12 protein-coding genes are annotated in these 13,191 nt (G+C 60.2%); 6 read left to right on the top strand and 6 right to left on the bottom strand.

The window, feature by feature from the left end; translation table 11 throughout:
• Positions 1-48: 48 nt before the first annotated feature.
• The 6 genes from VN887_06935 to VN887_06910 form a co-directional block, all read right to left on the bottom strand.
• Entirely contained in the window at positions 49-1,887 is a 1,839-nt protein-coding gene (locus tag VN887_06935; GenBank protein ID HXT39742.1) for a tetratricopeptide repeat protein, read from the bottom strand.
• Positions 1,884-2,522 (bottom strand): redoxin family protein, encoded by a 639-nt coding sequence (locus VN887_06930; protein HXT39741.1) that lies wholly within the window; start codon positions 2,520-2,522, stop codon positions 1,884-1,886. Before VN887_06930 ends, VN887_06935 begins: the two co-directional genes overlap by 4 nt.
• Before the next feature lie 102 nt (positions 2,523-2,624).
• Entirely contained in the window at positions 2,625-3,689 is a 1,065-nt protein-coding gene (recA, locus tag VN887_06925; protein HXT39740.1) for a recombinase RecA, read from the bottom strand.
• A 69-nt stretch (positions 3,690-3,758) separates the two neighbouring features.
• Positions 3,759-4,901 carry a nucleotidyltransferase family protein gene (locus VN887_06920; protein HXT39739.1) on the bottom strand — a complete coding sequence of 381 codons (1,143 nt, stop codon included), beginning with the start codon at positions 4,899-4,901 and terminating at the stop codon, positions 3,759-3,761.
• Positions 4,898-5,464 (bottom strand): hypothetical protein, encoded by a 567-nt coding sequence (locus VN887_06915; protein ID HXT39738.1) that lies wholly within the window; start codon positions 5,462-5,464, stop codon positions 4,898-4,900. The genes VN887_06920 and VN887_06915 overlap by 4 nt, the downstream gene beginning before the upstream one ends.
• A 16-nt stretch (positions 5,465-5,480) precedes the next feature.
• Positions 5,481-6,707, bottom strand: coding sequence for a 2,3-bisphosphoglycerate-independent phosphoglycerate mutase (locus tag VN887_06910; GenBank protein HXT39737.1), 1,227 nt, complete (start codon positions 6,705-6,707; stop codon positions 5,481-5,483).
• A 256-nt stretch (positions 6,708-6,963) separates the two neighbouring features.
• On the opposite strand from VN887_06910, the gene VN887_06905 reads away from it, so the two are divergent.
• The 6 genes from VN887_06905 to VN887_06880 all read left to right on the top strand — a co-directional run.
• Positions 6,964-7,638: a response regulator gene (locus tag VN887_06905; GenBank protein ID HXT39736.1), complete on the top strand. Its 675-nt coding sequence runs from the start codon at positions 6,964-6,966 to the stop codon at positions 7,636-7,638.
• A gap of 102 nt (positions 7,639-7,740) precedes the next feature.
• The gene (ugpC, locus tag VN887_06900; GenBank protein ID HXT39735.1) at positions 7,741-8,883 is read left to right on the top strand and encodes a sn-glycerol-3-phosphate ABC transporter ATP-binding protein UgpC; all 1,143 of its coding nucleotides are present in this window, start codon (positions 7,741-7,743) and stop codon (positions 8,881-8,883) included.
• Positions 8,884-8,921: 38 nt separating this feature from the next.
• Complete coding sequence (locus VN887_06895) at positions 8,922-10,223, top strand: ABC transporter substrate-binding protein (GenBank protein HXT39734.1); 1,302 nt, start codon at positions 8,922-8,924, stop codon at positions 10,221-10,223.
• A gap of 26 nt (positions 10,224-10,249) precedes the next feature.
• Positions 10,250-11,047 (top strand): sugar ABC transporter permease, encoded by a 798-nt coding sequence (locus VN887_06890; GenBank protein HXT39733.1) that lies wholly within the window; start codon positions 10,250-10,252, stop codon positions 11,045-11,047.
• A 14-nt stretch (positions 11,048-11,061) separates the two neighbouring features.
• Positions 11,062-11,865, top strand: a complete 804-nt coding sequence (locus tag VN887_06885; protein HXT39732.1) for a carbohydrate ABC transporter permease — start codon at positions 11,062-11,064, stop codon at positions 11,863-11,865.
• A 2-nt stretch (positions 11,866-11,867) separates the two neighbouring features.
• A partial coding sequence (locus tag VN887_06880; protein HXT39731.1) for a beta-N-acetylglucosaminidase domain-containing protein occupies positions 11,868-13,191 on the top strand: 1,324 nt, incomplete at its 3' end.

Genomic DNA, 13,191 nt, shown 5'->3' with positions numbered 1-13,191 from the left:
CTTATCGCGCGGCGGGGCGATTCAAAGACGGAGCGGGACTGGAGTGGATCAGTTTCGGTTTGGCGGGCCGCCCTTCGCGTTCCTCAATTGTCCCAGGAGCGCGCGGGAAATCGGATCGCCGGGATTGATGCTGAGAGCGCTTTCCAGATAGGACTCCGCCCGGCGCGGGTCGCCTTCGCGCAAGAAAATAAATCCAAGGCTCCCGCACGCCTGGTAATCGTTGGGACGCAGCCGCAGGACGGCTTCGTACTCGGCTTTCGCGTCGGCGAGGCGGCCCTGCCCGAGATAAATGCCTCCCAGACAGCTGTGGGCCTGGTCATTGTCGGGATGAAGCCGCACAGCGGCGCGCAAATGCGTCACCGCTTCGTCAATCCGCCGCAAGAAGAACAGCGCGTTACCGAGCCGCAAATGGGCCTCGGCATCCTGCGGGTCCGCGCGGAGCAACGACTCGTTTTCCTCCACGGCGTCGCGCGTGAGCTTGATGAAAAAATCGTTTGCCAGTTTTTCCCGCTCCGCCACGTTGCGCGGCAGGACTTGAAACCATAGTTCGCCCATTTCGTCGGTCGTCTGCAGGCCGTATTTGACGCGTTTGGGCGGATGACCGGGGTTGTGGATGTTCTCCGCCGAGTTGTCATAGCTGAAGTGCATGACGAGGGTTGTGCCTTTGGGCAGAAAGACCGGCTCGGCGTACCGATAGTCGCCCTGCCAGTTGAAGTCCCAGTTTTTGATGAGAATGAGCCATTTTTTCGAGCCGTCCGGCAGGAGCGCGTAACCCTGCAACTCCTTTCCGAGATAATGGGTGTGAGGGGTGATGGCAAGCAGGTCAACGTCAATGGGCAGTTCGTAACGATTCTCGATCCAGTAATCCTTCGAGCCGGCCGGAATATCGATGGTGTAACGGCAGAGGTTGATGCGGAATGCTGTGTTTGTCGGCGCCGTGTCAGTGAAGAAAAAACCCACGGACGGCGCGACGGTCTCGATCGTCCCGGAGGGATGCAGGTGCAGTTGCAACACCAGATCGGAGTTCGGCTCCAGCACCCACGACAATCCGTTCGGCGACACGTAGGGCCGTTTGCCCGGTTGCCAGCCGAGCATTTGTCCACCGGGCATCTGGACGCTTTCCGGAAGCTGCATCCCGTCGAACCCCGGCGGCTCGACGCTGTCCGTCAGGTGTCTTGACTGGCGGGTTTCGTCAACTTCGATAAAGGCGTGATGCACCACCTTATGATTGCCGGGATGAAATTCAACCGCCCGGACATACCGCCGCTGGTCGGTGGGAATCGGCACTACGAAGTTGCGATAAACGTCCTTGCCCTCCGCGGCCAGTGAATAGGGCGAAGGGAGGGTAAGAATCAAATCCGGTTTGCCCACCGCCCAGCCCGCCGGCCACTGGGGCGGCGATGGCAGATCGGCCGGATCGCCCTCGACCATCCCTTCCGCAATCCACTGCTTGATCAGGCCGATTTCGTCGCGGCTCAGCCGTCGCTCGCCGTCAAAATGGCCATAGCCCGGTTCGGGCAACCACGGCGGCATGTAGCGGCTCTCAATCACGTCCGCGATTTCCCGGGCCTTTTTTTTCACATCCGCATGGCTCAGGAGCGAAAATGGCGCCGCCTGGCCGGGCCGATGACAGGGCGAGCACTGATGGAAAATGATGGGCGCAATATTCTTGTTGAACGTCAGCGTTCCCTGCGGCCTCGGAACAAAAACGTCCGGTGGCGCAGGCGCCTTCTCATGCGGTCGCCACGCAAACTTCGCCACCGCCGCGACAGCGATCGCACCAAGCACAATCACAGCCAGCCTGAGGGGGCGCGGTTTGCGGGGTGCCTCGGGTCTGGAGGTGGCGCTGCCCTGCCGGTCCGCCTGTTTGCGCCGGCGTTTCTTCATTTCGCGTCCGCGATGTAGCAGCCAACGGCGGGGGCGGACGTGTAAGGCGACGACTTTCCCTGAATGACAGCCTCGAGCACTTCGCGAAGTTCGTGTTGCGTGGCTTCCGGACGCTCACTTCCCAGCGCGAGGTAGCGATTGTCAATGCGTCCGCGGTAAACAAGCCTTCCGTCCGGCAGAAACACCGCCGTTTCCGGGGTGACCCGCACGCGGGCAAAGCGGACCAGCGCGTGATGAGGATCGCGCAGGACCCTGTCCGGCAGCTGATAGTCTTTTTGATGCTGTTTGATCGCATCCACTGTCGTGTCCGGATCCGGGTAAACCAGCCAGAGTCTGACCCCCGATTTTGCAAACTCATCGTCCAACCGTTTTATTTCGGGCGCGTACCGGTTGGAGATCGGGCATTCGACACTGATGAAAACAAAAACGACCGCCTTGGCGTCCGCCCTGGCGAACGGCGCGACGGATTGCCCCGACAAATCCAGCGCCACCGCGTGGGTCAGGGAACCGCTTTTGTGTTCCGCCACCGGGCTTTCTCCAAGAGATTGTGCGCCGAAACCGGTCGCGAGGAAGACCGGCGCCAGAAAACACACCACTGATGCGACCAGACGCGGTGTCAATCGAATTGATTTCATTTGCTCGTCGTTCAGTCCTGAATTCGGACCAGAATCCAAGGGCTGCCGTGAGCCAGTGTCCCCCGGCTCCGCTTCTTTCGCAAGCGCGCGCGTCGGATCCGGTCAGGCTTCGACCGGGGCGTTCCGCTTCGCCAGAATCGCCTCGACAATTTTTTTTGCAAGGTCCGGCTTCTCCGCGAGTGTCTTCTGCGCCGCATCCTTGCCCTGACCGATCAACTCGCCGTTGAACTGCAACCAGGCGCCTTTCTTTTCCAGGGCGCCGCATCCGATGCCGACATCCAGGATGCTGCCTTCCTTGTTGATGCCGTGGTTGTAGATGATGTCGAACTCGGCCTCGGCAAACGGCGGCGCGACCTTGTTCTTCACAATCTTCACCTTCACGTGATTACCGACCGCGCCGCCCGTGGCGTCCTTGATGGTGTCTTTGCGGCGGATGTCGATGCGCACGCTCGCGTAGAATTTCAACGCCTTGCCGCCGGGCGTGGTTTCGGGGTTGCCGAACATGACGCCAACTTTTTCGCGCAGTTGATTGGTGAAAATGCAGGTCGTCTTGGACTTGGCGAGGATCGCGGTCAGTTTGCGCAGTGCCTGGCTCATCAGCCGCGCCTGCATTCCCATCGTCGCCATCCCCATCTCGCCTTCAAGTTCGGCCTTGGGCACGAGCGCGGCAACCGAATCTATCACGATTACGTCGAGCGCATTCGACCGCGCGAGGGTTTCACAGATCGTCAGCGCCTCTTCGCCGCTGTCCGGCTGCGAGACAAGCAGATCGTCGAGATTCACGCCGAGCTTCTTGGCGTAGCCCGGATCGAGGGCGTGCTCGGCGTCAATGAAGGCCGCGAGGCCGCCGCCCTTTTGCGCGTTGGCGATGACGTGCAGCATCAAAGTCGTCTTGCCTGACGATTCCGGGCCGAATATCTCGACCACGCGGCCGCGCGGAATGCCGCCGACGCCGAGGGCCAGGTCAATTGCGAGCGCGCCGGTGGGAATCACGTCGATCTTCGTCTGCGCCCGCGCGTCGCCGAGCCGCATGATGCTGCCATCCCCGTAGGTTTTGGTGATGGTCGAGATGGCGGCGTCGAGATCGCGTTGTCGGGCGGCGGAAGCCCTGGTCGCTTCGGTGGTTTTCGACTCGACGGCGGTTTTTTCAGTGGTCTTCGGGGGCATAAGAATTCTCCTGACAGTTTCGGTTCCTAATAACGAACCGAAGGCGTGAAGTCAACCTCCGGCTGGCGGTCAAAGCTCGTTTTTCTCGAGTGCCGCGAGCACCGCCGGATCGCGCACGTCCACCCACCGGCCTCTTATTTCGAGACCGGCGATGCGATGGCCCGCCGCGACCATGGCGCTGATGGCATCGGTCAGTTCGTATTCACCGCGCGGAGACTTTTGGAGTCGCGCAGTGAAGTCGAACAGCAAGGGGCGGAAAACATAAATGCCCGCGTTATACCAGACCGGCTGGCCGGATTTAAGCCAGCCTTCGGCGCGAAGTTGTTCGAGCTGCGCTGCGCCCGGCTTTTCGATAAGGCGCTTCAGGCAGAACTGCTCGTCGAAAAAGTTCAGGCCGCCTTTTGTCACATCCTCGCCGTGAGTCACGGTGAGCAGGCCGGAGAAAGCTGCCTCGCCAAACCGCGCGATCATTCGCTGATAAGCCTCCGGCGGTACCAGGATGTCGCCGTAGGTCAGCAGAAAGTTGTCGCTGCCAACGAAATCCTTTGCCAGTTCGGGCGCCTTGCCGGTTCCGTCCTGCACGACCTGGCGCGAGTAACTAATTCGCGCATTCCATTTCGCGCCATCGCCGAAATGGTTTTCAATGACCCCGGCACGCCATCCCGTGACCACGCAGAATTCGCGGATGCCCGCGGCATCGCGCAAACCCTCAATGATATGCTGGAGGATCGGTCTGCCCTTAACATTGAGCATCGGCTTGGGAACTTCGTTGGTGAGTTCCTTCATTCGGGTGCCTTTGCCGGCGGCGAGTATGACGGCCTTCATGGAAACGCACCTAGGCCCGGGCGAGGGCGTTGGCGCTGACGAACAGGTTTCGCGACCGGAACGCGGCAGGGCTTCCACCAATAGAACGGCCCTCAACCCGGCCCAGGGAATCGCGAACCATGGCCGCCGCAACTTGCGACGTTCCTGCCAGCTCCAGTTCGGCGGTTCAAAACCATGGGACGCAGCCAGCAACTCGGCCGTGGCGGCCAGGAAAGCATCCCACCGTTCACCCTCGATGACAGCGCCAATCAGAAGCGCCGGTTCTTCGCGCAGACGTGACGCGTCTGGATGCATCTGGAATTCGTCCAGAAAATTGCGGAGGGCGAAGTCGAAGGACTCTCCTGAACGCATCAACACGGCGACTTCGGCCAGTGTCTTCGGTCTCATACATGCCCTTCTTCAAACAGTGTTTCCACCAGACACTGCGCTTTCTCCGGAATCCGGTGCGGACGGTAATACGCCGCGCCAACGTCCATCACCCCCTCGGGAGTTTTCAATCCGAGATGCCGGATCAGAAACGCGATGTCGGCGGTGTCGTCGGCTTCACCCGCACCCGCTCCAATCCGTGACGCAAGACACTTCATTGCCAGCAGATACTCCGGCGTGGGCATGGTGAGGCGCAGGTGATCGAATTGAGGCAATGAGCCCCGGGTTGTTTCGTGCCGGGCGGATAAATATCCTTTCACCCCGTCGTTCAGCCAGTTTTCCGCCAATCCGACCGACTTTCCAATCTGCAAGGCCAGTTCGCGAACGACGTCCGCCGGCTGGAAGATTGCATCAACATCCTTCGTTGCCAGCCGCGCGTTGAACGCCAGCACCATGACGGCCCCGCCGAACAGGCAGATCTCGCCGATCACTTCGCGTTCCGCCAGCGCACGGTTCAACGCTTCCAACGCCGCGTGGATTTGCCCGCGAGTCAGCTTTGATTGGCTCGATGCCGGATCGCTCACGATGCAGAAAATGGCGTCAGGCTCCGAACTTATCAAACATCTTCGCGTTCGCCTGCATGAGACGCATCAAGTACTTCGCCTCGAATTTGCCAAGCGAACCCATGTTCGCGCCCGTCTCGGTGAAGCGGTCGAGTTTGTCCGAGCCGCTCAACGCCGAGTGCAACAGCACCGGTTGCGGATGCCATGAATGACCTTTTGCCGCGCAAGGCGTCGAGTGATCGCCGGTGATGGCAAGCACGTCCGGCTTCTTCTTCAACAGAACCGGCAGCGCGGCGTCGAAGTCCTCGATCGCTTTCTTCTTTCCCTCGAAATTGCCGTCCTCGCCGTGCATGTCGGTGTATTTATAGTGAATGAAAAAGAAGTCGTAATTGTCGTATTCCACGAGATAGCGCTCGAATTGTTCCGTGATGGTCTGCGCTCCTTCCAGCTTCGTCATGCCGACAAGTTGCGCCAGTCCTTTGTACATCGGGTAAACGGCAATACACGCGGGTCTGAGCCGGTAACGCTCCTCAAACAGCGGAATCTCCGGCTGATGCGCGATGCCGCGCAGCAGAAAGCCGTTCGCCGGTTTTTTCTTCGCAATGACAGGCAACGCCGCGCGGTAAAAATCCGCCACCAGCTTCGCTGCTTTCTTCGCTTTGGGCGACTTCCGGTTGACTGCCTCCACTTTGGGAACGGGCGCGCCTTCGCGATGCGGGTCGGCGTCGGTCAACGGGCCTTCAAGTCCTTTGCCGCGGAACAGGACGACGAAGCGATGGCCCTTGCCGGCCCTGATGAGGACCTCGGCGTCACCGATTTTTTTGATTTTCCTTGAGAGCAGCGCGCACAGCTCTTGGCAAACCTCCGTCTCAATGCGACCTGCGCGACGGTCGGTCACAATGCCTTTGGCGTCGAGCGTGCAGAAGTTCGCACGGGCCGCGACGTCGCCAGCCTTCAAACTGAGTCCAAGTCCGAGAGCTTCGATGACGCCGCGGCCCACCTGAAATTCGAGCGGATCGTAACCGAACAATGCCAGATGACCAGGACCGCTGCCGGGCGTGATGCCGGGCGCGACCGGAATCATTCGTCCCTGCGCCACACCATCGGCGACCAGTGCGTCAAGGTTGGGCGTCCTGGCCGCTTCAAGTGGCGTGAGTTCGTTTTGAGATCTGATGGCGAGGTCCCCCAGGCCGTCCAGCACGACGAGGGCGAGTTTGGCGTTCGTTTTGAGAGTCAGTTCAGAATAGAGAGCGTCCAGATTCATGTTTGGTTCTAACTTTAGCGGTGCCTTGCGGTGGCGGTGCGTGTTTCCAGAAAATCGCCGCGACGGCGCACCGTCGCGTTTGCAAACTCGGATATTGCGGGCAACGCAACGCAAGCGTCAACGGCAGAGTGGCTGTCTGTCAGAGATTGGTGCACGCCGTTTCCAGTGTTGAGCCATTACGCGGTTCGATGCGGGAATGAACGCTGGAAAACGGACATTACGGGCGACTGGAATCGGATTTGCTGGTTTGCACGTGATGAACAAGACCCGCGTGCTCCTCGTCGAGAACAAGGAGATACTTTCCGCCGATCTGGAGGCCCGTCTGCGCCGGCTGGGATACGACGTGGCCGACCGGGTGGACGGCGGTGAGGCGGCGATCTCGGCCGCAAAGGACTCTTCCCCCGACGTCGTCCTGATGGACATCGAACTCAACGGCGCCATGCGCGGCACCGACGCCGCGCAGCACATCCAGAAAAATCTCAAGCTGCCGGTCATTTATTTGAGCGCCAATTCGAGCGACACCACCATCTTTCGCGCCCGCGACACGGAGCCGTTCGGGTTTGTCCTCGCGCCTTTCGACGAACGCGAGTTGAAGGTCGCCATCGAAATGGCGATCTACCGGCACCGGATGGAAATGGAGCGCGAGAAGCTGATCCGGCAGCTTCGCGAGGCGGTGGCGCAGGTCAAGGCGTTGAGCGGACTCCTGCCGATTTGCGCCGAGTGCAAGAAAGTGCGCGACGACGGCGGCTATTGGAGCCAGGTGGAGGCGTACATCGAGGAGCGCACGGAAGCCCGTTTTACCCACGGCCTCTGCCCGGATTGTTATCAAAAGGCGATCGATCATCATCGCGAGGAGATGCGCCGGAAGCGCCAGAGAAAGAGGGCGAAAACCCGACAAGCGGCGAGCGCGTTCAGTTTCGCCACGCCCTGACGGCGGCGGATCACATCGCTGGCGCATTTTGTCCTCCGCTTCCCGAACCGTTTGCCACTCCGCTATCGACATCGCCGGGGCGGGTCGGGATAATCGCAGCGCATGGCGCGGATTGTCCTCGAAAACGTCTCCAAAATCTTCAAGGGCCCCAAAGGTGAGGAAGTCCACGCGGTTCACAACGTCAGTCTGACGGTCGAAGACAGGGAATTTCTCGTGCTGGTCGGGCCGTCCGGCTGCGGCAAGTCCAGCACGCTGCGCATGATCGCCGGTTTGGAAGAGATTTCCGGGGGGACCATTTCCATTGATGGTCGGGTCGTCAACGACGTCGAGCCGAAGGACCGCGATGTCGCGATGGTTTTCCAGAACTATGCGCTTTATCCGCACATGACGGTCTATGAGAACATGGCATTCGGATTGAAGCTGCGAAAATATCCCAAAACGGAAATTGAAAAGCGCGTGGGCGAAGCGGCCGAAATCCTCGGCATCGCGCCCCTGTTCAACCGTCTGCCGAAGGCGCTTTCCGGCGGGCAGCGCCAGCGTGTCGCCGTTGGCCGGGCGATCGTCCGTCAACCAAAGGCGTTTCTGTTTGACGAGCCGCTGTCGAACCTCGACGCGCAGATGCGCGTGCAGATGCGGATGGAAATCTCGCGGCTGCACCAGCGCCTGGCGGCGACGATCGTCTATGTAACGCACGACCAGGTCGAGGCGATGACCATGGGCGACCGCATCGTGGTGATGAAAGACGGAGTGGTGCAACAGATTGCCGATCCGGTCCGGCTGTACGACCATCCCGCCAACCTGTTCGTCGCCGGTTTCATCGGCGCACCACCGATGAATTTCTTTCGCGGCGGGCTGCGACCGGAAGGAGGCGGCCTTTGGTTCGACGAAGAAACGGGGACGCCCGCCGGCGGCAACCCGGGATTCAAACTGCGACTCACGCCGGAGCACGCGAAAGTGCTGGCGTCCAGCGCCGGAAAAACCGTGATGCTCGGGCTGCGGGCCGAGGATGTCGCGTTGCCGGCCGGCAGCAGCAATGCGAAAGACGGTTGCATGGCCGATGCCATCGTGGAACTGGTCGAGCCGCTTGGTTCGGAGACGCTTTTCCACCTCACAACGGGCGCGCATCCGTTCATCGCGCGGCTTGGGGCGGCGGAACGAATGGCGCGAGGACAGAAGGCTTGCGCGGTCTTCAATCTGGCGAAGTCACGTTTTTTCGACCCGACGACCGGACTGGCCATCGGCTGAAAAGGGCGCGGGCACAACTTGCGGTTCTGAACGACGGCATGCGAGCGACGCTGAAACCCGGAAGATGGGTCTGGGCCGCCATTTTGCTGGCGTCCTTTCTCCTCGCCGGTAACCGTCTCGCGCTGCCCCGGCCCCGCCCTGACCGTCTCCGGTTTTCCCACACGTTTACCACGGAGTCCGAGCGGGCGATCCTCGACGCGGCGGTCGCGGAATTTGAACGGACGCATCCGGGCGTGACAATCGAGCAGATGGTCTCGAACAGCGAGGTCTACAACACCGTCGGCTGGCGCCTGCAGTTTCAAGGACGCAACCAGCCGGACATCTATTTTCACTGGCAGGGCTTCAAGGTCGAATACTGCATCGAGAACAACTGGGCAATGAACCTGACGCCCTATCTCGCGCCCGGTTTTCTCGAAACGTTCATTCCTTCCGCCATCAGAAAGCAAAACGGCGGCGTCTATTTCCTCCCGCAATCGGTCGATATCAGCAACCTCATCTGGTACAATCAGGACATCTTCGCGCGGCTGAACCTGCGCGAACCGCGGTCACTGGAGGAATGGCGACGGCTCTGCGTCGCGATTCGCGCAGCGGGCGTTCTTCCGCTCGCGCAGGGCAACCGCGACCTCTGGCCCATGGGCAATCTTGCAGCGGAGTTTCTTGGCCAGAACCTCGGTGCGGATCCGTCGGGAATGTTGTTTCGCCCGGGCGCGGCGGTCCAGCCGGAGCAGTTGCGTGGCTTGAACACGCTTTCCTTCCTGTTGCAAAACCACTGCTTCGATCTGCCGGGCGCGCTTGACGCGGGCGCCATCGGTTCGCTGGGGGACATCGACGCCAAAATCCTCTTCCTGAGCGGCAAGTCGGCCCAGCACATTCTTGGCTCGTGGTTTTTGGCCGACATCGGAGATGCGCGCAGCAAGGGCGAACTCAAGTTTCCCATTGGAGTATTTCCGGTTCCGGCGGCGCGCGGTGAAACCGACGCGATGACCGCGGTCAGCACGGGTTTTCTCGTCAATCCTCGCACGCAAAATCCCCGGGCTGCCATTGAGTTTCTGGAACTGTTGCTGTCAAAAAAATTTCAAAGCGAGTTCGCCGGGCTGGGAAATCTTTCCGTGCGGCGAGATGCGCCGGAGTTCACCAACGACCCGCTGGCAAAGCAGATGTTGCAGTTTCTGGCGGCCGCCCCGGCGCTGGTGCCGCCGCCCGACACCGGCTACCGGCCTGAGCAGGCGGCGGCGTTCTATGAGATGGTCGGCAAACTGCTGACCGGCAAGGTGGATTTGAAAGACGCCGCGGCTTATTGGTCGAACGAAAAGCAAAACCTCGCGAGGAAGGGATTGTGACACGTCGCGGGCAAATTCTTTTCTTCGTGCCGGCGCTCGCATTGTTCGTCGTATTCGTGCTGATTCCTTCCACGCGGACGCTCCTTGATTCATTTTACTCGTATCAGGGAAACAAACTCCACTTCGCCGGGTTCCTCTATTACCGCTACGCCGTGACCGACCCGAAGTTTCACCAGTCACTCGGCAACAATCTCGGTTACATGCTCTGGACACTGCTTTTTGAAGTGGTCACCGGCCTCGCGCTGGCGGTGGGGCTGGAGAAGAACACACGCTTCAACCATTTCCTGCGCGTCGCGTTCTTCTCACCGGCGGTGTTGTCCATGGTCGTCGTCGGATTGGTATTCGGCTTTTTGTTCAAGGACGGTGTGGGCGTGTTTCCGGGAATGCTGAACGAGAGCCGCGCGCTGGTGACGATTTCCGTCATTTCCGGGTGGGCTTCCGCCGGATTTTTCATGGTCATTTTCCTGGCGGGCCTCGCGAACATTCCCGAAGAAATCCTGGAAGCGGCACGGCTCGACGGCGCGGACGCCTGGCAGACGTTCTGGCAGGTCAAGCTGCCGCTGCTCAGGGAAGTCCTCTATGTCGCGTTGTTGATTTGCTTCACCGGCGCGTTCAAGGCGTTTGATCTGTTCTGGGTTTTGCTTCCAAACCAGGACCACACAAGCATTGTGTCCACGCTTTTGGTGAAAGAGGTCATCAAATTCGACAACAAGGGCTATGGCAGCGCGCTCGCGGTGATCCTCACGGTGCTCGTGCTGTTCACCGTGGCAATCATCATCGGGGCGAAAAGCCTTTGGCTGAAACGCATCGGGAAACCGGCATGAACAGGATTTCCCCAATGGCAAAATCGGCCGCCTGGATCGCGCTCGCGATGCTTTTCCTTTTTCCCATGGTCTGGATGACTGCGAGCAGTTTCAAATCGTCGAACGTCGAGATTTTCAGCCACCCGTTTTCCCTGCCGCACGGGATCAGTCTTGCGAATTACCAGAAAGCGGTTCGCCAGGGCAACATGGGTTCCTATTTCATCAATTCACTCTGGGTGACGGGCCTGAGCGCGGCGGCGGTCGTGTGCTTCGGCGCCTGGGCTGGATTTGCGCTCAGCAAGGCGCGATTTCCGTTGCGCAAACTCTGGCTCGCGCTGTTTTTCGTCGGCATGATTTTGCCGGTGCAGTCCTACCTCATTCCGTTGACTCGTCTCCTGGAGAGCCTCGGCGTCCATGATAGTTTGTGGGCTTTGATCCTGCCATACACCGCGCAAAATCTGCCGGTGGCGATTCTTCTGTTCGTGGCATTCTTTGCGGCGCTGCCGGTTGAACTCGAAGAAGCAGCGCGACTCGACGGCGTCCGGACCGCGCGATTTTATTTCAGCATCCTGCTGCCGGTTGCCCGGCCGGCAGTGGCGACGATCGTTGTCATCACCTGCCTGAACACCTGGAACGAGTTTCTTATGGCGATGCTGTTCATCGTTGACCCCGCCATGAAGACGCTGCCCGTGGGGATGATCGCTTTCGAACAGGCGCACAACACGGATTACCCGGCGTTGCTGGCCGGTCTGTCGTTGATTTCCGTGCCAACACTGCTGGTTTATGCCATCTTCAACCGGCAGGTGATCCGGGGTGTGATTGCAGGAGCGGTAAAATAAACATGGAATCGAAGAAATTCATTTGCGGCGTGGCGGAGGGCTTTTACGGACGGCCCTGGTCGGCAACGCAGCGGCACGAGCTTTTCCGCCTCATGCGGAGCTGGGGCATGAATACCTACCTTTACGCGCCCAAGGATGATGTGAAGCACCGGACGCTGTGGCGCGCGCCTTACTCGGGAGCGGAGGCCATCATGCTGCAAACCTTGATCCGTGACTGCCGCGGCAAGGGACTGGCATTCGTCTATTCCATCGCGCCGGGTCTCGACCTCGCCTACTCGAGCAGGAAGGATCTTGCGGTTCTGCGGAAGAAAATTTCGCAACTGCTCGACCTGAACTGCCGGCGGTTCGCGATTCTGTTCGATGACATCCCCGCCGTTCTCTCCCCGGCCGACGCGCGACAGTTCGGGTCCATCGCCGCCGCGCAGAGTTTTGTGGCCAACGAACTGCTCGGTTTCGTCCGCTCGCGCGTGGCGGACGCGACGCTTTGCTTCTGTCCGACACAGTATTGCGGGAAAATGTCGGGGCCACCCGGAGATTCCGGTTACCTCAAGGAAATTGGGCGTCTCCTGGAACCGTCGATTCAGATTTTCTGGACCGGACCGGAGATCATTTCGGAGGCCATCACCGTCGAATCCATTCGCGAACTCCGGCGGGCCATCTGGCGCAAGCCGCTGCTGTGGGACAACCTGCACGCCAATGATTATGATCTGCGGCGGATTTATCTCGGCCCGTACTCCGGCCGGTCGCTCGAACTGCGCGAGGAAATCAGCGGGGTGTTGAGCAACCCCAACTGCGAGTTCGAGGCGAACTACATTCCGCTCCGCACGCTGGCGATGTATGCGCGGGCAAAAGACCGATGGAATCCCCGTCACGCGTTCCGGACCGCGTTGTCCGGCTGGCTGGCGCAATGGAAAACCCACGCGCCGGCCACCATCTCGTCCGGGGAAGTGGAGTTGTTTTGCGATTGTTTTTATCTGCCGGCGGAATTTGGCGGGCAGGCACGACATTTTCTCGATGATTTCCGGTTCCTCCTGCGCACGCCGCCAAAAGGGTGGGGCGGAACGCTCCGCCGGTTTGAGCGGACTTGTGTGAAGCTCATCGCACTGATCGACAAGATGAACTCGCTGAAGAATCGCGGACTGCTCTTCGCCCTGTACCGGCACGGCTGGGAACTGCGCGAGGAAGTGCAATTGCTCGGCCATTACGTGCGCTGGCTGCAAACGAACCGTGGCGCAGAGAAGGCGTTTGTTTCCCCGGATCGGCGTCCGAAAATCTATCGCGGCGGGCTGGTGGCGGAACTGCAACGCCTGCTGCCGATGGACGAAC

It is taken from the genome of Candidatus Angelobacter sp. (genome assembly GCA_035607015.1).
Lineage (GTDB): Bacteria > Verrucomicrobiota > Verrucomicrobiia > Limisphaerales > AV2 > AV2.
The sequence above is the reverse complement of the archived record's forward strand: the minus strand, read 5'-3'. Positions and strand labels throughout refer to the sequence as shown.

Coding starts and splice junctions, on each gene's coding strand:
- VN887_06935 (HXT39742.1), bottom strand. CDS start 1,887: ATGAAGAAACGCCGGCGCAAACAGGCGGACCGGCAGGGCAGCGCCACC.
- VN887_06930 (HXT39741.1), bottom strand. CDS start 2,522: ATGAAATCAATTCGATTGACACCGCGTCTGGTCGCATCAGTGGTGTGT.
- recA (HXT39740.1), bottom strand. CDS start 3,689: ATGCCCCCGAAGACCACTGAAAAAACCGCCGTCGAGTCGAAAACCACC.
- VN887_06920 (HXT39739.1), bottom strand. CDS start 4,901: ATGAGACCGAAGACACTGGCCGAAGTCGCCGTGTTGATGCGTTCAGGA.
- VN887_06910 (HXT39737.1), bottom strand. CDS start 6,707: ATGAATCTGGACGCTCTCTATTCTGAACTGACTCTCAAAACGAACGCC.
- VN887_06905 (HXT39736.1), top strand. CDS start 6,964: ATGAACAAGACCCGCGTGCTCCTCGTCGAGAACAAGGAGATACTTTCC.
- ugpC (HXT39735.1), top strand. CDS start 7,741: ATGGCGCGGATTGTCCTCGAAAACGTCTCCAAAATCTTCAAGGGCCCC.
- VN887_06895 (HXT39734.1), top strand. CDS start 8,922: ATGCGAGCGACGCTGAAACCCGGAAGATGGGTCTGGGCCGCCATTTTG.
- VN887_06885 (HXT39732.1), top strand. CDS start 11,062: ATGGCAAAATCGGCCGCCTGGATCGCGCTCGCGATGCTTTTCCTTTTT.